The following is a 21,511-nucleotide window of genomic DNA, read 5'->3' on the forward strand; positions in this document are numbered from 1 at the left end:
GAGCGTCAGTGCTTGCCGGCGAGGTAGTCGGCGACCAGCGGGGAGGTGGCGCCGTCCTGGACGGTGGTGAGACCGCCCGGGACTCCGGCCGCCGGCTGGAGGATGTAGGTGCGCTCGTCGGTGGCCCTGGCCGGGTCGGCGAAGTCGTCGGGGCCGATGATGCCGTCGTCGAAGGTGGTCAGCGTGCGCAGCCCGGCGGTGATCCCCTGGCGGCTGAGGTCCTTGGCCGTGCAGGCCGCCTTCAGTGCGTCGACCAGGATGTCCGCGCTGTAGGCGCCGAGCTCGACGGTGGCGCTCTGCTGCTCGGCCGGGTACTTCGCCTTGTAGGCCGCGACCAGCTTGGTCAGCGCGGGCGCGCTGCCGTTGAGGGCGGGGACGCCGGAGGCGACGTAGAGCATCTTCTCCAGCGCCGGGGCCGCCGGGGTCGCCAGCAGCTGCGGGACATAGGCGGGCTGGTCGGCGATGACCGGGACCCGCAGGCCGGTGGCGGCCGCCACGCCCACCAGGGACGCCGTCTGCGCCGGGGTCCCGGCGAAGGAGACCGCCTTGACCCCGGCCGCCTTCAGCGCGGTGACCTGGGCGGTCATGTCGGTGGCGGTCGGCGCGATCTGCTGCTCGACCAGCGTCCAGCCGTTCTTCTGCGCCACGAACCTGGCGGCGGCCAGCACGTCCGCGCCGTACTCACCCGGCTGGTACACCACGCCGACCTTGTCGCCGGAAGCGAGCTTCGCGGCCTTCGCCAGGAAGTCCAGCCCGTTGACCATGGTGATGTCGTAGGTGGCGCCCACGACCTGGACGTGCGGGTGGCCGAGCAGGGCGGAGGCGGGGCCCGGCGGCAGGGTGAGCAGCTGGTCCCGCTCGATCTGGTCGACCAGCGCGTCGGTCTCCGGCGAGCCGACGAGCTGGCCCATCGCGGCGATCTGCGGCTCCATCTCGGTGTAGAGGGAGACGGCCTTCTGTACGTCGTAACCGTGGTCGCGGACCAGCAGCTTGATCTGGCGTCCGCAGACGCCGCCAGCGGCGTTCACCTGGTCGACGTAGAGCTGCTCGGCCTGCAGCGCCGGCTTGCCGAGCGGGGCGACCGGGCCGCTGAGGTCGGTCAGGATGCCGACGGTGATGCTGGTCGCGGTCACGCCCGGACCGGTCTTGACGCCACCGCTGCTGGTGGCGGCAGCGGCGCCGCCGGTCGCCTTGGCGCTGCAACCGCTCGCGGCGAGGACGACGGCGACCGCGAGGGCCGTGGCGGCGGTGAGGTGGTGGTGCTTCACAGTGTCTGCTCCTTGAGGGTGTCTCCGACGGCGGGTTCTCCGACGGCGGATGTCTGCGGGGTGGCCGCCCGGAGCCGCGGACGCGGCAGGCGCAGGCGGCGGAGGAGTCCGGCGAGGCCGTCGGGCGCGAAGACCAGCGTCAGCACGAGGGCGGCGCCGTAGAGGAAGTCGGCCGCGTCGGAGGCGTCGAGGCCGGTTCCGGTCGAACCGGGGGCGACGACCAGCGGGATCCGGTCGGCGAAGTGGCCCAGCAGCTGGGGCAGCACGGTCACGAAGACCGCCCCCGCCGCCGCACCGCCCACCGAGCCGAGGCCGCCGATGACGACCATGGCCAGGAAGCTCATGGACAGGCCGAGGCTGAAGTAGTCGGGCACGATCCGCTGGAACACCAGGGCCAGCAGCGCTCCGGCGGCGCCCGCGTACATCGAGGAGACGGTGAACGCCGCCGCCCGGTAGCGGGCCGGGTGGACGCCCATGACCGCCGCGGCGGTCTCGCTGTCCCGCAGCGCGCCGAGCGCCCGGCCCGGACGGCCGCGGAGCAGGTTGCGGGCCAGCAGGCTCGCGACCGCCACCAACAACAGCCCCAGGTACCAGAGCCGTTCGAGCCCACCAAAGGGCACGTCGAACACCGTCAGCCCGTCGTCGGTGTCGCCGAAGACGAAGCCGAACACCGTCAGCGGCGGTACCGAGCGCCCGTTGAACCCGCCGGTGACCGAGGTGGCGTTGAGCAGGATGTGCTGGCCGACGAAGACCAGGGCGAGCGTCGCCACACCGAGGTACATCGCCCGCAGCCGTCCGGAGACCGGGCTGAACAGCGCGCCCGCCACCCCGGTCAGCAGCACCGCCGCCACGAAGGCAACCGCCGGCGGTAGCCGCAGGCCGGACAGCCCCTCGTCGGCGGCGGGCGAGCCGGCCAGCCAGGTGTAGCCGTAGGCGCCGACGGCCAGGAAGAACGCGTGGCCCAGGGAGAGCTGACCGGCGGTGCCCACCAGCAGGTTCAGCCCGATCGCGGCGATCACCGCCGCCATCGCGAACAGGCCGGTCTGGAGCCAGAAGGCGGACAGGTAGAAGGGGGGCAGCAGCAGGACCAGCCAGCCGACCGCGAGCAGGGCCGGGCCGAGACGCCGGCGGGCGGGGGGTTCAGACACGACTGGACTCCTTGGCTCCGAGCAGGCCCTGGGGCCGGGCGATCAGCACCAGCACCATGACCAGGTAGGGCGCGACGTCGGACAGGCCCGAGCCGAGCGGGCTGAGCTGGTCCTGGTAACCGGCCGAGAAGGCCTCGGCCAGGCCCACGAGCAGGCTGCCGACCAGGGCGCCGCCGACCGAGCCCAGCCCGCCGACCACGGCGGCCGGGAACGCCTTCAGCGCGACCTGTCCGGTGGTGCGGTCCAGGCCCGGCGTCGGAAAGGCCGTCAGGAAAACGGCCGCCACAGCGGCCAGCAGACCCGCCAGCGCCCAGGCGCTCGCGCGCAGCCGCTCGCCGCGCGCGCCCATCAGCGCCGCGGCCTCCCGGTCGGAGGCGTTGACGCGCATGGCCAGCCCCCAGCGGGTCCAGCGGAACGCGGCCAGGAAGGCCGCGACCAGCAGGACCGCCGCCACCAGTGAGGCGACGCGGGCCTGGGCCACGGTCACGCCGGCGAAGCTCGCGACGCGCGCGCCCCAGGGGTCGCCGAGGTTGAGCACGTCGGTGCCGATGCGCCGCGCGAGCTCGGTGAAGAGCAGGATGTCCACGCCGATGGTCAGGATCGTCGGCACGGCCGCGCCCTGCGCCCTGGCCGCGCGCAGCAGTTGGCCCACGGTGACGGCCGCCAGCGCGGTCGCCGCGGCAGCGACCACGAGTGCGCCGGGGAAGCCGAGCGAGGTGTGCAGCACCGCGACCAGGTAGCCGCCGAGCAGCAGCAGCGAGCCGTGGGCGAAGTTGACGGCGTCGGAGGCCTTGTGGACCAGGGTGAAGCCGAGCGAGATCAGCGCGTAGACGGAGCCCAGCGCGAGCCCGTTGAAGAGGGTCTGCACCAGCGTCGTCATCGGGTCTCCTCCCCCACCGGCGCGTCCGTGGCGCCGCCCAGATAGGCGGCGATCACGGCCGGATCGCGCTGGACCTGCTGCGGCGTCCCACCGCTGATGCGTCGGCCGAAGTCCAGGACGGTCACCTCGTCCGACATCCGCATGACCAGGCCCATGTCGTGCTCCACGATCAGGACCGAAAGGCCCAGCGCGTCCCGGACGGAGGCCACCGTCCGTGCCATCGCGGCCCGTTCGGCGGTGTTCAGGCCGGCCACCGGCTCGTCGAGCAGCAGGAGCTTCGGCTCCATGCACAGCGCCCGCGCGAGCTCGACGCGCTTGCGCTCGCCGTAGGAGAGCAGCGACACCGGAGTGTCGAACCGGGCGCCGAGCCCGGTGAAATCCGCGATCTCGCGCACGCGCTCACGGTGCGCCCGTTGTTCCCCGCGGACGTGCGGCAGGCGCAGCGCGCTGGTCAGGAAGCCGGCGCGGGTCAGGGTGTGGCGGCCGAGCATCAGGTTGTCGGCGACCGTGCCGCGCGTGAGCACGATGTTCTGGAAGGTGCGGGCGATGCCGAGCGCCGCGATGCGGTGCGGCGCCAGCGCGGTCAGCTCCGCGTCACCGAAGCGGACGCTGCCCGAGGCCACCCGGTAGACGCCGGAGAGCACGTTGAAGGTCGTCGACTTTCCGGCGCCGTTCGGCCCCACCAAGGCGTGGATGCTGCCGGGGGCGACAGTGAAGGAGACGCCGTCCAGGGCGGTGAGCCCCGCGAAGCGCACCGTGACGTCGTGGACGCGCAGTTCGGGCACGTCGATGCCCGCGCTCACCGCTGCCACCGCCCGAGGGCGGGGACCGACGCGGGCACGTCCTCTGTCCCCGGCTCGTCGCCCTGCTCGCCCAGGTACAGCCGCCGGACCTCGTCGGAGGCGGCCAGCTCGGCGGCCGGACCGGACAGGCGTACCGCGCCGACCTCCAGCACGTAGGCGTGGTCGGCCAACTCCAGTGCCAGCGCGGCGTTCTGCTCGACCAGCAGCACGCCGGTTCCCCGGCGGCGGATCTCCTGGACGGTCTCGCTGATCCGCTCCACCATCAGCGGCGCCAGCCCGAGCGTGGGCTCGTCCAGCAGCAGCAGCCGGGGGCGGGCCATCAGCGCCCGGCCCATCGCCAGCATCTGCTGCTCACCGCCGGACATCAGCCCCGCCGTCTGACGGCGGCGCTCGGCGAGGACCGGGAACAGCGCGTAGACCTCGTCCAGCGTGGCCCGCGCCTCGGCACGGCCGCGCCGGACCAGTCCGAGCCGCCCGGCGCGCAGGTTGTCCTCGACGGACAGCTCGGCGAAGACCCGCCGCCCCTCCGGCACCTGAACGACCCCGGCCGCGACGACCTGCGCGGCGGATCGGCCCGTCAGGTCGGCGCTGCCGAAGCCGACCGAGCCGGAGACGACCGCGCCCTGGTGCAGCGGGAGCGTTCCCGAGACCGCCCGGAGCAGCGTGGACTTTCCGGCTCCGTTGGCGCCGAGCAGCGCCACGATGCCGCCCGCCGGCACCCGGAGGGACACCTCGTGCAGGGCCCGGACCGAGCGTCCGTAGGCCACCGTCAGCTGATTGACGTCGAGCGCCTCCCGGGTCTCGGCCCGGGCGGGCGCAGGTGGGGGTTGGGGCATGGGGGTACTCCTCGCGACTGGGAGGTCCCCGTGACGACGCACGGGTCTGTTCTCGCACCTGGGTCGGGCGGATCGCGCCGACAGAGGCAGGCGAGGGGCTGCGGTGCGCCACCCTCGCGTGCAGGCACAGCCGACCACGCGGGGCCTTGCGGAGGCGAGGGAATCGGCGCAGGTCGGTGCAGCGATGGCCGATCCCGCGACCCCGGCTGTGCCGGCGCACAGTTCGTGCCCGTTCGCAGGGGTCACCGCCGCTGAGCGTGCCGGGCCGCGCGCCAAGACGCGGTGGCGCCGCCTGCTGGCGGACGAGGAGCTCAGCGGCTAGCGTCCGCAACAGCAAATAGGACAAGTCAGACATAAGCCCCGCCCGGACGGAGAACGCCTTGACTGATCCCAAGCAGGCGACCCCTTTCACCGCCGACATCAACCGGTCGGCCGCCTCCCGCTACGCGATGGAGGACGTCGCAGACTTCGCCGACGTGGACCGCGGCTTCGTCGCGGGCTTCCCCGACAAGCTGTACAGCGACGAGGGCGAGCTGCTGCGCGACGGCCAGATGCTCGACTACGTGAGCGACGACGCCCCCGCTCCGGACTCGGTGAACCCGAGCCTGTGGCGGCAGTCCCAGCTGATCAAGCGTGAGGGTCTGTACCGCGTCGTCGACGGCCTCTACCAGGTGCGGCTGAGCGCCAACATCACCATCGTCGACGCGCCCGAGGGCCTGGTCGTCATCGACTTCGGCACCGACGTCGGGCTGGCCAAGGCCGGCCTGGAGCTGTTCCGCCGCGAGCTGGGCAACGACAAGCCGGTGGTCGCCGCGATCTACACCCACACGCACTTCGACCACTACGGCGGCATCAAGGGAATCGTGGACGAGGCCGACGTCGCCTCCGGCAAGATCCCGATCATCGCTCCGGGGACCGTCGAGTCGTTCAACAAGTACGCCATCGGCGAGAACGTCATCACCGGCAACGCGATGTCGCGACGGATGGCCTACACCTTCGGCCTGCTGCTCCCCCACTGCGACTGCGGCGTCGTCACCGGCGGCATCGGCTCCGAGGACGACGGCTTCCGCACCAAGTTCAGCTACATCCCGCCCACCGACCCGATCACCCGTACGGGCGAACGGCGCACCCTCGGCGGCTGGGAGTTCGAGTTCCTCTACGCCCCGGACACCGAGGCGCCCGAGGAGATGCACATCTGGATCCCCGCGATCAAGGCACTCACCTGCGCGGAGAACGCCAACCACACCATGCACAACATCCAGACCATCCGCGGCGCGCGCACCCGCGACGCCCGCAACTTCGCGCGCTACCTGGACGAGACCCTGGTGCGCTGGGGCGCGGAGGCCGAGGTGCACTACGGCCCGCACACCTGGCCCGTGTGGGGCAACCAGAACGTGGTGACGCTGCTGGAGTCCCAGCGCGACCTCTACAAGTACATCCACGACCAGTCCCTGCGCCTGGCCAACCAGGGCCTGACCCCGCTGGAGGCGGCCGAGATCGTCGAACTGCCCGACGCGATCGGCAGGAAGTGGTTCAACCGCTACTACCACGGCGGCCTGCACCACAACGTCCGCGCGGTCTTCCACAAGGAGCTCGGCTTCTGGGACGGGGACCCGGCCACGATCCTGCCGTTGCTGCCCGCCGACCACGCCAGGCGCCACGTCGACCTGATCGGCCGCGACAAGATCCTCCAGGAGGGCCGGGACGCGATCGACGCGGGCGACTACCGCTGGGCCGTACAGGTCCTGCACCACCTGGTCTTCGCGGACGCCGACGACACCGAGGCCAAGGAGCTGCAGGCCGACGCCTACGAGCAGCTCGGCTACCAGCAGGAGGTGCCGCAGTACCGGGCGATCTTCCTGACCGCCGCCCAGGAGCTGCGCGGCGGCGTCCCGACCGAGAGCGTGGTCCACACGGACAACCTCGACACGGTCCTGGCCATGCCGATCGACCTGCTCTTCGACTTCGTGGGCGTCCACCTCGACGGCGGACGGGCGGCGGGCCTCGACCTCCGCATCAACCTCACCTTCGCCGACTCCGGCGGCCCGTGGACGATGTGGGTGCGCAACGGCGTGCTCAACGCCCGCCCCGGGCACGCCCCGGACGCCGGCCTGAGCGTCACCGGCCCCAAGGCGGCGCTCGCCGCGCTCCTGCTCAAGCCTGCCGCGGCGAAGGACCTCGTCGAGAAGTACCGGCTGACGACGGAGGGTGATCTCGGCGTGCTGGGCGCCCTCGCCTCCGCGATGGACGACTTCGACCCGCAGTTCCCCCTGGTCACCCCGTAACCGCTGCGGGAGACCGACACGACGACGGCGGGCCCGCGCATGCGCGGGCCCGCCGTCGTCGTGTCGGTCGGGTGGGGTCAGGCGATGTCGATCACGGTGCGCAGGGCCTCACCGGTGTGCATCTGCCGCACGGCCTCGTTGATCTCCGTCAGCGGCACGTGGTGCGTGATCATCGACTCCAGGTCGATCCGCCCGGCCCGCCACAGGGCGAAGATCGTGTCGTAGGTGCGCCGGATGTCGTCGCCGCCGTAGAAGGACGGCAGCACCGCCTTCTCGGTCATGACCAGCTCGCCCATGCTCAGGTCGGTCAGGTCGCTGCGGGAGCCCGCGCCGACGAGGCAGACGGTGCCGCCCAGCCGCACCGCGTCGTAGGCGGCGCGCAGCGTGCCGGGCTTGCCGACGGCCTCGAAGGCGTAGTCGACGCCGAAGCCGCCGGTGACGCGCTTGACGGTCTCGGCCAGTTCTTCCGGCGCGATCGCCTCGGTGGCGCCGAACTTGAGCGCCCACGCGCGGCGGTTCGGCGTCGGGTCCACGGCGATGATCTGCGCCGCGCCCGCAACCTTGGCACCTTGCAGGATGCTGATGCCCACCCCGCCCAGGCCGATGACCACGACCGAGGACCCCGGCTTCACCTTGGCGGTGTTGAGCGCCGCGCCGATCCCGGTGGTGACGCCGCAACCGACCAGAGCGGCGATGTCGTAGGGGACGTCGTCCGGGATCGGGATGGCCGCGTAGGCGGCGATGACGACCTCCTCGGCGAAGGTGCCCGCGCCGAGCATGCCGGGAACGATCGTCTCGCCGTCCTTGAAGTTGGGGTTGGCCAGGTTGCCGTAGCCGCTGCGGCACAGGTGGCCGTCGCCCGCCTTGCACGAGGGGCAGGCGTCGCACGGCGGCATCCAGCAGACGATGACGCGGTCGCCCGGCTTCACGTGGGTGACGCCCTCGCCGACCTCGACGACCTCGCCCGCACCCTCGTGGCCGGGGACGAACGGCGCGGGGTGCATGAGCACACCGCTCATTGCGGACAGGTCGGAGTGACACAGCCCGGCCTTGTGCATCCTGACCCGGACCCGGCCGGGGCCGAAGGACACGGTCTCGACCTCGCGGACGTCCAGCGCCTCGTCCCCGGTCTTGTGCAGCACTGCTGCGCGCATGCTCAGTTCTCCTTCGTTGACGGTGGGGTCAGGCCTGGGCCGGAGCGGGCAGGTTGACGGTCTGGTACTCGAAGTACGCGGCCAGGCCCTCGGGGCCGAACTCGCGGCCGATGCCGGAGTGCTTGTAGCCGCCGAAGGGCGCGGCCAGGTCCAGCCGGAAGCCGTTGACGGTGATGGTGCCGGTGCGCACGCGGCGGGCCACGGCCGCCGCGCGCTCGGCGTCGGCGGAGAAGACGGCGCCCGACAGGCCGAAGTCGGAGTCGTTGGCGATCGCGACCGCCTCGTCCTCCGTGCCGTAGCGGATCAGGCAGACGACCGGGCCGAAGATCTCCTCGCGGGCGATCCGCATGTCGTTGGTGACGTCGCCGAACAGAGTCGGCTCGACGTACCAGCCGGTGGTCAGCCCCTCCGGGACTCCGCCGCCGGTGAGGAGCTTGGCGCCCTCCTCCTGGCCGATGCGGATGTAGTCCAGATTGCGCTGCTGCTGACGCCTGGTCACCATCGGCCCGACCACCGTCGCCGGGTCGGCCGGGTTGCCGACCGAGAGCGCGCCGAAGGCGGCGGCCAGCGCGCCGGCGACCTCGTCGTAACGCGAGTCCGGCACCAGCACGCGGGTGAGCGCGACGCAGGCCTGACCGCTGTTGGCCGCGCAGGTGCCGCCGACGACGGCGGGCAGCGCGACGGACAGGTCGGCGTCCTCCAGCAGGATCGCGGCGGACTTGCCGCCCAGCTCCAGCGAGACCCGGGTGAGGTTCTGCGCGGCGCCCGCCATGATCGCCTTGCCCGCGCCCACCGAGCCGGTGAACGCGACCTTGTCGATGCCGGGGTGCGCCACCAGGTACGCGCCGGTCTCCCGGTCGGCGGGCAGCACGCTCAGCACGCCCTCCGGCAGCCCGGCCTCCGCGCACAGCTCCGCCAGCCAGAGCGCGTCGAGCGGGGTCTCCGGGGACGGCTTGAGGATGACGGTGCAGCCGGCCAGCAGCGCCGGGGCCAGCTTGCCCGCGATGGTCAGCTGCGGGACGTTCCACGGCGTGATCGCGGCCACCACCCCGACCGGCTCGCGCCGCACCAGCACCGGCCCGCCAGTGCCCTGACGCTCCGACTCCTGCGTGAACCGCTCGGCGGCGGCGAGCGCCACCGCGAAGACCCCGACGGCGGACAGCGCCTGGCCGCGCACGGAGAACAGCATCGGTGAGCCGTTCTGCAGCGTCACCAGTTCCGCCAGCTCCTGGTGCCGGGCGGCGAGGGCGTCCTTGATCCGGGTGACGACCGCGATCCGCTCGGCCATGGGCAGGCGCGGCCACGGGCCGTGGTCGAAGGCCTCGCGGGCGGCGGCCACGGCGCGGTCGACGTCGGCGGGCGCGGCGTGCGGGACGCGTCCGACGACCTGCTCGGTGACCGGCGAGACCACCTCGATGGTGTCGGTGCCGGCGGGCTCGACCCACCGGCCGCCGACGAACAACTGCGTGTACTCGACGATGTCGGTCATGTGCTGTCTCCTCACGGGAGCGCGATGGGGAAGTTGCGGGCCGGCTCGTCCAGCAGGCCGTAGAAGGTGGCGAGCACCGTGGCGTCGCCGTCCAGCACGATCGCGCCCGCGCCGATGCCGTCGGCGAAGGTCGTGCGCTTGGCCAGGATCCGGTCGAGCGTGGCGCGCTCCAGGCGAACCGTCAGCTGCGGCGCCTCGCCCCCGGGCGCGTCGCCGCGCATGGGGGTCAGCACGCCGTTGCCGACCAGCAGTGTCCACACCTCGTCGGTGTCACCGAACTCCCAGCGCAGCAGCAGCCGGTGGGCGGCGGCGCGGGGGCCGTTCAGCCGGACGGCCATGGACTGGAAGATCTGGCCGGTGCCCAGGGCCGCGATGAGGTCCAGGCTCTCGCTGTGGTTCTGGGTGTCGGCCGCGCGCTGCGAGGCGGAGAGCTCCTGGGCGCCGCTCAGGTAGAAGTTGCGCCAGGTGGCGTTCTCCTGGGCGAAGCCGAGGCGGGTGTAGGTCTCGATCTGGAGCGCGCGGGCGGCGGCGTGGTCGGGCTCGGCGAAGAGCACGTGGTTGACCACCTCGGCAACCCAGCGCAGGTCGCCCTCCTCGAAGGACGCGCGGGCCTTGGCGACCACCGCGTCCGCGCCGCCCATGAAGGCCACGTAGCGCTTGGCCTGCTCGACGGGCGGGTGCTGCCACAGGTGGGACGGATTGGCGTCGAACCAGCCCATGTAGCGCTGGTAGACGGCCTTGACGTTGTGGCTGATGGAGCCGTAGTAGCCGCGCACGTTCCAGGAACGGCCCAGCTCGCCCGGGAACTCCGCCAGTTCCTCGGCGATCTCGGCGCCGGTCAGGCCGCTGTTCATCAGCCGGACCGTCTGGTCGTGGAGGTAGGCGTAGGCGTCGCGCTGCTGGGTGAGCATGGTGACGACCTGCTCGCGTCCCCAGGTCGGCCAGGTGTGCGAGCCGATCAGGATGTCCGCGTCCTGGAAGAGCAGGATGCACTCGGTGATGTACTCCGCCCACGCCCGCGCGTCCCGGACCAGCGCGCCGCGCAGGGTGAGCACGTTGTGCAGGGTGTGGTTGACCATCTCGGCGATGAGCAGGACCTTGTGGTCCGGCAGGTAGAAGTTCATCTCCGAGGGCGCCTCGGTGTCCGGCGCCATCTGGAAGACGATCCGGACCCCGCCGAAGCTGAGTTCGGTGCCCGTCTCCTCGACCGTGACGGTGGGCGGGACCAGGCCGATGGTGCCGCTGGAGACCCATTGGGCGATGCCCATGCCCACCGATCCGTCGGCGGCGGCCGGGAGCAACTTGCCGTACTGGTACACCGCGCGGCGCCGCATGGCCGGGCCGGCGAAGATGTTCTCGCTGACCGCGTGCTCCATGAAGCCCGAGGGCGCCACGATCGCGACCTCGCCGGCGTCCACGGCCTCCTGCGTGGTCACGCCGAGGACGCCGCCGAAGTGGTCGCCGTGGCTGTGGCTGTACAGGACGGCCCTGACCGGGCGGTCGCCGCGGTTGCGGCGATACAGCTCCATACCGGCGGCGGCGCACTCCTTGGAGACCAGCGGGTCGATGACGACGATGCCGCTGTCGCCCTCGACGATCGTCATGTTGGAGACGTCCAGGCCGCGCAGCTGGTAGACGCCTTCGCAGACCTCGAACAGGCCCTGGGCGGTGTTGAGTCCGGCCTGCCGCCACAGGCTCGGGTGCACGGTCTCCGGGCACTCCTGCGCGGTGAGGAAGCTCCAGCGGTCGTTGTCCCAGACGACCCGGCCCTCGGCGTCACGGATGACGCAGGGGTCCAGCTTGTCGACCAGGCCGCGGAAGGCGTTCTCGCGGTCGGTCGGGTCCGCGAAGTCCAGTGCGGTTCCGGCGCTTCCGGGGGTTCCGGCGGTGACGGCGGCGAGCCGCTTGCGCAGTTCGGTCTTGAGGATCTTTCCGGTGGGCGTCAGCGGCAGGGCTGGCACCACGTGCAGCTCACGGACCTTCTGGTAGGGCGCGACCTGCGCGGCGACATGCGCCATCACCTCGTCCAGGAACGCCTGTCCGCGCTCCGCCTCGGCCGCGGCGTTCGGGCGCAGCACGACGAAGCCCACCGGGATCTCGCCGACCTCGGGCGCCTTCCGGCCGACCACCGACGCCTGGGCGACGGCGGGGTGGGAGCACAGCAGCTCCTCCAGCGGCTGGGGATAGACGTTGTAGCCCTTGTAGATCAGCATGTCCTTCGCTCTTCCCACCAGGAAGAGAAAGCCGTTCTCGTCGAAGTGGCCGAGGTCGCCGGTGCGCAGCCAGCCGTCGACGAACTGAGCGGCCGTCAACTCCGGCTCGTCCTGGTAGCCGTCGGTGATCTGCGGGCCGCGGGCCCAGATCTCGCCGGTGGCGCCCTGCGGCAGCACCGTCTCGCCGTCCTCGGCGCGCAGCTGGAGCTCGGTGCCGGGGATCACGGTGCCGACGCTGCCGAGCGGGGGCTCGATGGGGGCGCCGGGGAAGGTGGTGGTCAGGCCCATGGTGGCCTCGCTCAGGCCGTAGCCCTCGACGATGCTCGCGCCGGGCATGGCGGCGCGCAGCTGGGTCAGCGCGGTGGTGTCGATCGGCGCCGCGCCGGAGGTGACCAGGCGCACCGAGGACAGGTCGCGCTTGCCCAGCTCCGGGCTGCGCAGCATCGCGTAGAACATGGCGGGCGAACCGGCCATGTTGGTGACGCCGTAGCGCTCGATGTCGACGATGAACTGGTCGGCGTCGAAGCGGCCGCCGGTGATCACCGCCGTCCCGCCGAGCAGGGTGTTGATGTTGTGGCCCACCAGGCCCAGGCCGTGGAAGAGCGGTGCGATGGCGATGGTGACGCCCTCGCCGGGGAGCATCGCCTGCGGCGCCGCGTCCGCCGACCGGGTCACGCGGAGACCACCCTGCTCGTCGAGGCCCGCCACCGAGCCGGAGCGCCCGCAGCCCGACTGGACGACGTTCGCGACGAGGTTGCGGTGCAGCACGCGCACGGCCTTGGACCTGCCGGTCGTCCCGCCGGTCAGCTGCAGGTGGGCCACCAGGTCCGGATCGACCCGGTAGCCGTGCAGCGGGTCGGCGGCCAGCAGGTCCGTGAGCGGGACGGACCCGGCGAGCGGGACCGCGCCCTCGGGTGCGGGGCCGGCGGCGGTGCCCGGCACGTGCACGACCAGCTGCAGGTCCGGGCCGGCGGCCTCGACCAGTCCGGCCCAGTTGGCCGGGTGCGTGAAGACGGCCTTGGCGCCGCAGTCGCGCAGCTGCGCGCGGAGGGCGCCGACGGGCTGCGCCGGATTCAGCGGCGCGACGGGCAGGCCCGCGCAGAGCGCGCCGTAGTAGGCGACGAGGTACCAGTAGGTGTTGGGCATGTGCAGCGCGACGGGGTCGCCCGGACGCAGCCCGCGGGCTCGCAGGCCGCCGGCCACCCGCAGGGCCGCGTCGTGCAGCTCGGCGAAGGTCATCGACTCGTCGCCGTCGAGGAGGGCGACCCGGTCCGGATAGGCGCGAGCGGCACCGGCGAGGAGAGCGTCGGCACCGACTCTCGGGATGTCCGGCGACGGCGGCGAGGTCTGGGGCCGGGTGGACGCCACGAGCACTCCTGAAGTAGTTCGAAGTGAATGATTGCTGTCCCTCGCAACGATCACGACGCACGGTCGATCGTGGCTTCGACAGCCGCCTGCGCCGGTGCTTCTTCGAGGAAGAGCATGCTTCGGCAGTGAAGCGGGCAGCTGCAAAGTTAATTCAGACTAACGCCGATGTCCATACCTCAGCGGCGGCCCGGCCGACCCGACCCAGAGCGTGCGAAGACAAAGGAACGCCGGGACCGCAGCTGCGGTCCCGGCGTTCTGGGCGATCGGTGGGCGTCGGGCTATCGGGCCAGGAGCAGAGCCGTCCCGATCTCGAACAGGCGGTCGTCGAGGTCCGGGCGGCTGCGCAGCCGCCCGGTCCGGGCGGCGCTGTCCACCACGGAGAGCACGGCGAGGACGACGATCTTCGCTTCGGTCGCATCGAGACCAGGCGCAGCCTGGTCCAGGACCTTGACCCAGAGCTCGACGTACTCCCGCTGAACCTGAAGGCTGCGCTTGCGCTGCTCCTCGGGGAGCTGGTCCAGTTCACTGAGCAGCAGGCCGAGCAGGTGGCCGTTCTCCAACGCGAAGTCGATGTGGGCATGGAGCAGCAGGTCCAGCGTCTGTCGCGGATCGCCCCCACGCGCCAGAGCCTGGGCGGTCCCGGCGGCCCGCCGTTCACCGCCGCGGACGACCCCGGCGACCAGGAGGTCCGTCTTGCTGGGGAAGTGCTTGTAGACGTTCGGCCCGGACGTGCCGACGGCCTCGCCGATGTCGTCCGTGCTGACGGACTGGAAGCCACGCTCGTCGAAGAGCCGGATCGCCTCGGTGAGCATCTGCTCCCGACGGGACAGCGCGAAGGGCTGCGCGAGCTGAGCCGGGTCCGGTACCGCCTCGGTCGGCTCGGAGGGAGCGGCCGTGCCGAGCTCGCAGCGGACGACCGTCGAGGTGAGCCGGGTCAGCAAGGCCTCGAGTCGGCGACGCGGGAGGCTGTACCGATGGCCGGCCAGGCTGGCCAGGACCCCCAGCAGCGACCAGGCGAGCAGCGTGCTGTCCGCCTCCGGGAGATCCGGCCGCTCGGCGCGGATCAGCGCGGCGTAGCGGCCGGCGATCCCGCTCAGGTGGTGGCGCAGCTCCTCCCGCTCCGCCTCGGGCAGGTGGCGGGCCTCGCGGCGCCACAGGGTCGCCAGCCCCCGCTGGTCGGCGACGAGGGCGATCGCCGCGCGGAGCAGTTCGTCGAGGCTCTCGGCCTCGCGCCCGATCCTGTCCATGACCTCGAGGCCGTCGCTGACGACGTAGCCGAGCAGCGCCTGCTTGTTCTTGAAGTGCCGGTAGAGCGCGGGCGCGGTGATGCCGACGGCCTCGGCCACGTCGGCGACCGAGACGTTGCGGAAGCCACGCTCGCGGAAGAGGTCGGCCGCGGCCGCGGCGATGCGCTGCTTGCGGTCAGGAGGCCTGCGGACTGCCACGCGTGTGTTCTCCCTGCTCGCCGGTCGACTTCCGCCCAATCCTAGTCATCCGGGCCTCACCCGGGATGAACTCGGCCCATGGCCCGGCAGGGCAGTCACTCACCCCGGCAGGACAGGCGGCGGTAGTCGGATTTCACTTGGGGGCGATGGCGCGGCTCAGGCCACGAAACCCTCACAGATCCCGGCGCCGGCCCTCAGGTGAATCCGCAATAACCTACGCACGAGAAGCAGACAGCCCTTCGGCAGCAGCGCGGAGACGCGCCGCATCCCGCTCGGGGTGCACCAGGACGAGGGCCGGCACGCCACCGGCGAGCAGCGCGACGCCCAGCCCCAGGAACCCGCGCGTGTAGCCGTCCAGAGGCACGGCGCTGCCGTGCACCAGGCCGCCCATGACGGCCGGGCCGATGATCCCGCCGAGCGAGTAGACGGCCGTCACCACGCCGAAGGCCAGGCCGCGCTGTCGCGCGGGGACCACGTCCGAGAGACCGGCAAAGCTGATTCCGTAGCCCGCAGCGACCAGCGAGGCACCGAGGACGATCAGGCAGAGCGCCGGCCCACCCCTGCCGGCCAGGGGGAACAGCAGATTGCCCAACGCCCCTACCGCCACCAGGATGCCGGGCAGCCGGCCGCGGGTGGCCCGCAGCGACCAGCCCCTGCGGGTGAGCCGTCGGGAGAGCACACCGAAGCCGATCAGCGAGATCGCGGCCGCGAGGAACGGCAGGGCCGTCAGCCTGGACGCCGTGGCCGTGGAGTAGCCGAGGCCGTCGTGGAAGTAGAGCGGCAGCCAGCTCAGCTTGACGGCCGTGTCCGCGTACGAGGCCAGCGCGAGCACCGTCAGGCCGACCAGGGTGGGGGTGGTCAGCAGCCGGGCCACGGGCACCCGCTCGGGCAGCGGCAACGCCTGTGGGTGGGCCGCGTCCGCCACCGCGAGCGTCCCGTCACGGCCAACGAACGCCCAGGCCAGGGCCACGACCGTACCGACCACCGCCAGCACCGCGAAGGCCGCGTGCCAGGACTGCCGGGCGATGAGGGCGTTGAGCGCCGGCGCGGACACCAGCGGCCCCACCGCGGCACCCGCGACGATGAGTGCCGAGGGCAACGCCCGGCGCTCGGCCGGGAACCAGGCATGGGCGATCTGCAGGGCCAGGGCCACGGTCGGCCCCTCGGCGAAGCCGAGCACGACCCGGCAGGTGATCACGGTGCCCAGCCCCACGTGCCACGCCATGGGCACCAGGCTGACCACCCACAGACCCGCGCTGACCGCGAGCAGTCGGTGCGCCGACACCCGGGTGGCCAGCCAGCCGCCGAGGATCGCGCCGGCCGCGAACAGCCAGAAGAAGCTGCTCTGCACCACGCCGAAGGTCGATGTGCCGATACCGAGTTCGTGCATCAAGGGGTCCCCCGCCAGCGCGGGCACCACCTTGGTGGCGAAGTTGACCACCATCAGGCAGAAGAGCAGCCCGAGCACCACCCAGGCCCGCGGGCCGGGTCTCGCCACCCCGCCGCCCGTCGAATCGCCCCCGGGGGCGTCGACCTCTGCTCTCTCATTGATCGTCACGGGACCTCCAGCATCGCGCGCACCAGGCGGGGGAACGGCAGAAGTGAATCACTGCTCACCACCGGCGACAAGGCTCCGCGTGAGATTTCCGGTGCCGGGCCTTCGCGCGGCGGCGCACGGTGGACGACCTGCCCTCATGGTGGAAGGGTTGGTTCCGGCCGACAGTTCGAGCCCGACGAAAGGCGGCGAAGGACGATGGCTGAACATCCGCACGCGGCACTGGTCCGGAGGGGCTACGCGGCGTTCTCGGCGGGGGACGTGGACACCCTGCGGGGGATGATGACGTCCGACTGCACGCACCACGTCCCGGGAAGCCACCCGCTATCCGGCGACATGAAGGGGATCGACGCGGTGCTCGACTACTACGGTCAGCTCGCCGCGCAGACGAACGGCACCATGCGGGTCGAGCTCCGCGACGCGTTCGTCGACGGTCGCGGCCACGTGATGTCCGTTCACCAGGTCACCGCGGAACGCGGCGGCAAGAAGATCGACATGGCGGGCGGCATCGTCTTCCGCATCGTCGGGGACAAGATCACAGACCTGGACGAATGCGTTGCCGACATGGCGGCGTCGGACGACTTCTGGGCCTGACCGCCCCTCCCGCCACCTCCCCCTTGGACGGGCGCGGAACGCACAGCACGTGCAGGCGTCCACAACGCCTGCACGTGCGCGCATCCGAATGACGATCCGTCAGGCGATACGCCCCGCCAGGAGATCGTGACCCGACGAGAGCTCGGTTCCGGTGAACTTCGCGCGCAGGTAGCGGAGGTTGTGCGGGGTGGTGTGGACGCCGGTCGCGACGCGGTCGCGGATCGGGACGCCGAGGGTGCGGAGCTGGGCGGCCTTGTCCGGGTTGTTGGAGAGGAGGTCGACGCTGTCGACACCGAGGGCGGCGAGCATCTGGGCGGCGGCGGTGTAGTCACGGCCGTCCTCCGGAAGACCGAGAGCCGCGTTGGCCTGGTAGGTGTCGTAGCCCTGGTCCTGGAGGGCGTAGGCGTCGAGCTTGTTGTAGAGGCCGATGCCGCGCCCCTCCTGGCGGAGGTAGAGGAGGTAGCCGCCGCGGGCGGCGATGCGTTCGACGGCCTCGCGGAGCTGGGGGCCGCAGTCGCAGCGGGCCGAGCCGAAGACGTCACCGGTCAGGCACTCGGAGTGGAGGCGGACCAGCGGGGTCTCGGTCGCGTCCGGATCGCCGAGGACGACCGCGAGGTGCTCCTGACCGTCGGCCAGGCCGTGGAAGGTGACCAGCTCGGAGTCGACGCTGTACCCGTCGCCGAACCGCAGCGGGACGCGGACACGGGTGCGGATCGTCGCCTCGGGGCTGCGGCTCTCTGTAGGGGCAGTCATGGGAAGACTCCGCTCGTTCGGGCTTCGTTCCAATTTGAACCAAGCGACGGGACGACAGTACACCGTGTTTCAAATTTGAACAACAGAGTATTCTGGTGGCATGACTGAACCCCGCTGGCTCGACGAGCACGAGAAGGCCGCCTGGATCGCCTTCCTGTCCGCCACCAACCTGGTCAACCGCAGGCTGGAGCAGCAGCTCAAGGACGACGCGGGACTCTCCCACACCCAGTACGAGGTCCTGGTGCAGTTGAACGCCGCCGACGGCGGCGCGCTGCGGATGACCGAGCTCGCCGACCGCCTCGTCACGTCCAAGAGCGGACTCACGTACCAGATCACCCAACTCGAAAGGGCGGGCCTGGTATTCCGGCGCTCCTGTCCCAGCGACGTACGCGGCGTCTTCGCCGAGATCACCGACCAGGGACGCGAGATGCTGCGGCTCGCCGCACCCGGGCACGTCGAGGCGGTCCGCCACGCGCTCATCGACGTGCTCAGCCCCGACCAGCTGGCCCATATCGCCGAGGGCCTCGGCGAGGTGGCCCGGCGCCTTCGCAGCTGACCGGCGACCGAGCGATCCCCCGCGCCGTTCCACCGATCGGCCCCGCACGGGCGGGCAGTTGCGGCAGGCTTGCCCCATGGACCTGACCCGGCAGTTCGCACTGCCCAGCGGAGTGGGCGGCGCCTTCGTCGGCGCACTGATGGCGCGTCGCCACGACGCGCAGGTCCGCGCCTGCGTCACCGACCTCGCACCGCGCGCGGGCGAACGGCTGCTGGAGATCGGCTTCGGCCCCGGCACGGGCCTGCTCGCACTCGCCGCGAGCGCCCCGGACCTGACCCTGGCCGGGGTGGACCCGTCCGAACTGATGCTCACGTCCGCCCGACGGCGGACCCGCCGGGCCAAGGCGCCCGTCGAGCTGCGCCAGGGGACCGTCCAGGCGCTGCCGTGGGCGGACGGGACGTTCGACGGGGTGTGCGCGGTCAACAGCGTGCAGTTGTGGCAGCCACGGGACGCGTCGCTGGCCGAGGTGCGGCGCGTGCTGCGTCCGGCAGGGCGGCTGGCGCTGTCCGTGCTCGAGGAGGCCGTCCTGCCGGACGGCGGCAGCGCGGGGCCGCACTACGACGACGAGCTGCTCCCGGCGCTCGCGGCCGCCGGCTTCGCCGAGCTGCGCGCCGAGTGGCGGGCGACGCGGCGGTCCCGTGCGCTGCACGTCCGCGCCGTACGCTCGCCGACCGCCTGAGACCGGGCGCGCCGACTCAGCGCGCGACCGCGCCGACCAGCATGAATGCGGCGACCGCGAGCAGCACGAAGGCGAACGCGCGCTGCAGGGTGTCGCCGGAGAGCTTGTCGGCCAGCCGCTTTCCGTCCCACGCGCCCAGGATCGCGGCGGCGGTGAACGGGGCGATCACCGCCCAGTCGAGCCCGTGGGCCGCGCCCAGGCGCGGGACCAGGGCGGCTGCGGAGTTGGCCGTGATCACCAGCAGGCTGGTGCCGACCGCCTCCGCCATCGGGAAGGCCAGGACCGAGACCAGGGCCGGGACGACGAGGAACCCGCCGCCGACGCCGAGCAGACCCGTCGCGCCCCCGAGCGCCCCGCCGACCGCCGCGGCGCGGGGGGCGCCCGCCGGGCGCGCATCGACCTCGGCCGCCGCGGACACCCCCGTGGACGCCGTGGCCGGTCGCGCGGGACGCCCAGGACGCAGCATGCGCCACGCGGCCACCCCCGCGAGGAGCGCGAACGCCGCCGTCAGCGCCCCCGCCGGAAGGCGTGACGAGAGCAGACCGAGCAGCGCGGCGACGGGCAGGCCCGCAGCAGCGAAGAGCAGGCCGCTGCGCCAACGGACCCGGCGCGCGCGGGCGTGGGTGAGCAGGCCGGTGAGCGAGGTCGCCGCGACGATCAGCAGGCCGCCGGTCGTCGCCTCGGCCGGCGTGAAGCCCAGCAGGTAGATCAGGGCGGGGACGGTGAGCATGCTGCCGCCACCGCCGAGGCCGCCGAGGGCGAGACCGACCGCCGCGCCGGACAATAGGGCCAGGAGCAGCGCGCTCACCGGACGGCCGCCTGCGCGGCGGCGACCGGCACGGTGACGACCTGCACGGGATGCATGACCTGGGCCTTTCGACTGTTGCAGCGGAACTTTTGCCAATACCCCTGGAGGTATACGACACTCTCATCGTAATACCCCTATGGGTATCCCATCCACAGCCCGGCACCGGGAGGCCCCATGTACTTCGCTCAGCACTACCTCGACTGCCTCTCCCAGGCCTCCTACGTCATCGGCGACCCCACGACCGGCCGCGCCGTGGTCGTGGACCCGCGCCGGGACGTGGACGAATACGTCGCGGACGCGGAGGAGAACGGCTTCACCGTCGAGGCGGTGATCAACACCCACTTCCATGCGGACTTCCTGGCCGGACATCTCGAGCTCGCCGCCCGCACGGGCGCCTGGATCGGCTACGGCCGCCGCGCGGAGACGGACTACCCGATCCGCAAGCTCGCCGACCGCGAGCGGATCAGTCTGGGCCGGGTCACCCTGCAGATCATGGAGACACCCGGCCACACCCCGGAGTCGATCAGCATCCTGGTCTTCGAGCGTCCCGAGGACCTGATCCCCTACGGTGTGCTCACCGGCGACGCCCTCTTCGTCGGCGACGTCGGCCGCCCGGACCTGCTCGCCTCCGCCGGCGTCACCGCGCAGGAACTCGGCGCGATGCTGTACGACAGCGTCCACCGCAAGTTGCTCGCGCTGCCGGACGAGACCCGCGTCTTCCCCGCCCACGGAGCGGGCTCCGCCTGCGGGAAGAACCTCTCCACCGAGCGCTCCTCCACCATCGGCATGCAACGGCTGTCCAACTACGCGTGCCGTCCGATGGACGAGGCGACGTTCGTCGCCCTGGTCGGCGCCGACCAGCCCGCCGCTCCCGGCTACTTCTCCTACGACGCCGATCTGAACCGCCGCAACCGGGACCTGTTCGACCCCGAGCTGGCCGCCCACCCCCTCGACCCCGAACGCTTCTCGCTGCTGCGCGGCCGGGGCGCGGTGGTCCTGGACTCCCGCGACCCGCTGGCCTTCGCCGCCGGGCATCTGGCCGGATCGGTCAACGTGCCGATCGACGGCCGCTTCGCCGAGCACGTCGGCAGCGTGCTCGCCCCCGACGACGAGATCCTGGTCGTGGCGGCGGACGGCCGCGCCGAGGAGACCGTCACGCGCCTGGCCCGGATCGGCTTCGACAAGGTCCTCGGCCACGCGGCCGAGCCGGACCGGGTCTTCCGGGACCGGCCCGAGGAGATGCGGCAGGCAGCCCGTTTCACCGCCGACGCGCTGCGCGCCGAGCTCAACGGCGAGCACCCGCCGCTGGTGCTGGACGTACGCAACGCCGGCGAACGGGGGGACGGCCACCTCATCGCAGGCGCCCTGCACATCCCCCTCGCGGAGCTGGTCGCCCGCCGCGACGAGATCCCGGCCGACGGGCGCCTGGTCGTGCACTGCGCGGGCGGCAACCGCTCCTCGATCGCGGCGAGCGTGCTCCGGCGCGGCGGCCGCGCCGAGGTCTACGACCTCATCGGCGGCTACGGCGCATGGGAGGCCTGCGCCTGATCGCAGCCGCCGGGCCCGCCACGCCCGTCCCGGGCACCGGCGACGCGGCCCAGGACGGCACGCGCCGACAACGGGCCCACCTCCCGCGCAACGAATGACGGCGACGGCCGAAGGCCCGACCCCGGGACG

General features: G+C 72.3%; 17 protein-coding genes. 5 read left to right on the forward strand and 12 right to left on the reverse strand.

The features are described 5' to 3' along the window. Positions 1-5: 5 nt before the first annotated feature. From BMY61_RS24045 to BMY61_RS24065, 5 genes are read right to left on the reverse strand one after another with little or no spacing between them, the layout of a single operon-like run. On the reverse strand, positions 6-1,268 hold the full coding sequence (locus tag BMY61_RS24045) for an ABC transporter substrate-binding protein (RefSeq protein WP_042444124.1): 1,263 nt from the start codon (positions 1,266-1,268) through the stop codon (positions 6-8). Then, positions 1,265-2,416 (reverse strand): branched-chain amino acid ABC transporter permease, encoded by a 1,152-nt coding sequence (locus BMY61_RS24050; protein ID WP_042444126.1) that lies wholly within the window; start codon positions 2,414-2,416, stop codon positions 1,265-1,267. The genes BMY61_RS24045 and BMY61_RS24050 overlap by 4 nt, the downstream gene beginning before the upstream one ends. After that, on the reverse strand, positions 2,409-3,296 hold the full coding sequence (locus BMY61_RS24055; protein ID WP_042444127.1) for a branched-chain amino acid ABC transporter permease: 888 nt from the start codon (positions 3,294-3,296) through the stop codon (positions 2,409-2,411). Before BMY61_RS24055 ends, BMY61_RS24050 begins: the two co-directional genes overlap by 8 nt. Continuing rightward, the gene (locus BMY61_RS24060) at positions 3,293-4,099 is read right to left on the reverse strand and encodes an ABC transporter ATP-binding protein (protein WP_042444385.1); all 807 of its coding nucleotides are present in this window, start codon (positions 4,097-4,099) and stop codon (positions 3,293-3,295) included. Before BMY61_RS24060 ends, BMY61_RS24055 begins: the two co-directional genes overlap by 4 nt. Next, on the reverse strand, positions 4,096-4,935 hold the full coding sequence (locus BMY61_RS24065; RefSeq protein ID WP_042444129.1) for an ABC transporter ATP-binding protein: 840 nt from the start codon (positions 4,933-4,935) through the stop codon (positions 4,096-4,098). Before BMY61_RS24065 ends, BMY61_RS24060 begins: the two co-directional genes overlap by 4 nt. 380 nt (positions 4,936-5,315) lie before the next feature. On the opposite strand from BMY61_RS24065, the gene BMY61_RS24070 reads away from it, so the two are divergent. Then, entirely contained in the window at positions 5,316-7,220 is a 1,905-nt protein-coding gene (locus BMY61_RS24070) for an alkyl/aryl-sulfatase (protein ID WP_042444131.1), read from the forward strand. A gap of 77 nt (positions 7,221-7,297) precedes the next feature. Here BMY61_RS24070 and BMY61_RS24075 read toward each other — a convergent pair whose 3' ends face one another. The 5 genes from BMY61_RS24075 to BMY61_RS24095 all read right to left on the reverse strand — a co-directional run bounded on the left by BMY61_RS24075 (position 7,298) and on the right by BMY61_RS24095 (position 16,447). Further along, the gene (locus BMY61_RS24075) at positions 7,298-8,374 is read right to left on the reverse strand and encodes a zinc-binding dehydrogenase (RefSeq protein WP_042444132.1); all 1,077 of its coding nucleotides are present in this window, start codon (positions 8,372-8,374) and stop codon (positions 7,298-7,300) included. Positions 8,375-8,402: 28 nt separating this feature from the next. After that, entirely contained in the window at positions 8,403-9,863 is a 1,461-nt protein-coding gene (locus BMY61_RS24080; protein ID WP_042444135.1) for an aldehyde dehydrogenase, read from the reverse strand. A gap of 11 nt (positions 9,864-9,874) precedes the next feature. After that, the gene (locus tag BMY61_RS47855; RefSeq protein WP_082014824.1) at positions 9,875-13,444 is read right to left on the reverse strand and encodes an AMP-binding protein; all 3,570 of its coding nucleotides are present in this window, start codon (positions 13,442-13,444) and stop codon (positions 9,875-9,877) included. A 278-nt stretch (positions 13,445-13,722) separates the two neighbouring features. Further along, positions 13,723-14,889 (reverse strand): TetR/AcrR family transcriptional regulator, encoded by a 1,167-nt coding sequence (locus BMY61_RS24090; protein ID WP_082014825.1) that lies wholly within the window; start codon positions 14,887-14,889, stop codon positions 13,723-13,725. Positions 14,890-15,103: 214 nt separating this feature from the next. Next, on the reverse strand, positions 15,104-16,447 hold the full coding sequence (locus BMY61_RS24095; protein ID WP_236655908.1) for an MFS transporter: 1,344 nt from the start codon (positions 16,445-16,447) through the stop codon (positions 15,104-15,106). A gap of 195 nt (positions 16,448-16,642) precedes the next feature. Between BMY61_RS24095 and BMY61_RS24100 the strand changes: the two genes are divergently transcribed. Further along, a complete protein-coding gene (locus BMY61_RS24100; protein WP_042444139.1) occupies positions 16,643-17,038 on the forward strand; it encodes a nuclear transport factor 2 family protein in 396 nt (131 codons plus the stop codon). A 99-nt stretch (positions 17,039-17,137) separates the two neighbouring features. Here BMY61_RS24100 and BMY61_RS24105 read toward each other — a convergent pair whose 3' ends face one another. Further along, the gene (locus tag BMY61_RS24105) at positions 17,138-17,791 is read right to left on the reverse strand and encodes a GTP cyclohydrolase II (protein WP_042444141.1); all 654 of its coding nucleotides are present in this window, start codon (positions 17,789-17,791) and stop codon (positions 17,138-17,140) included. Between the two features lie 100 nt (positions 17,792-17,891). Between BMY61_RS24105 and BMY61_RS24110 the strand changes: the two genes are divergently transcribed. Both BMY61_RS24110 and BMY61_RS24115 read left to right on the forward strand, forming a co-directional pair. Then, entirely contained in the window at positions 17,892-18,347 is a 456-nt protein-coding gene (locus tag BMY61_RS24110) for a MarR family winged helix-turn-helix transcriptional regulator (RefSeq protein ID WP_042444143.1), read from the forward strand. Between the two features lie 76 nt (positions 18,348-18,423). Continuing rightward, complete coding sequence (locus BMY61_RS24115; RefSeq protein ID WP_052438450.1) at positions 18,424-19,026, forward strand: class I SAM-dependent methyltransferase; 603 nt, start codon at positions 18,424-18,426, stop codon at positions 19,024-19,026. A gap of 16 nt (positions 19,027-19,042) precedes the next feature. Here the strand turns inward: BMY61_RS24115 and BMY61_RS24120 are convergent, their stop codons facing one another. Continuing rightward, a complete protein-coding gene (locus BMY61_RS24120; RefSeq protein ID WP_042444144.1) occupies positions 19,043-19,834 on the reverse strand; it encodes a sulfite exporter TauE/SafE family protein in 792 nt (263 codons plus the stop codon). Positions 19,835-20,008: 174 nt separating this feature from the next. Here BMY61_RS24120 and BMY61_RS24125 point away from each other — a divergent pair, with 174 nt between their 5' ends. Beyond that, complete coding sequence (locus BMY61_RS24125) at positions 20,009-21,382, forward strand: MBL fold metallo-hydrolase (RefSeq protein WP_042444146.1); 1,374 nt, start codon at positions 20,009-20,011, stop codon at positions 21,380-21,382. Positions 21,383-21,511 lie beyond the last annotated feature (129 nt).

The sequence above is a fragment of the Streptacidiphilus jiangxiensis genome (assembly GCF_900109465.1).
Lineage (GTDB): Bacteria > Actinomycetota > Actinomycetes > Streptomycetales > Streptomycetaceae > Streptacidiphilus > Streptacidiphilus jiangxiensis.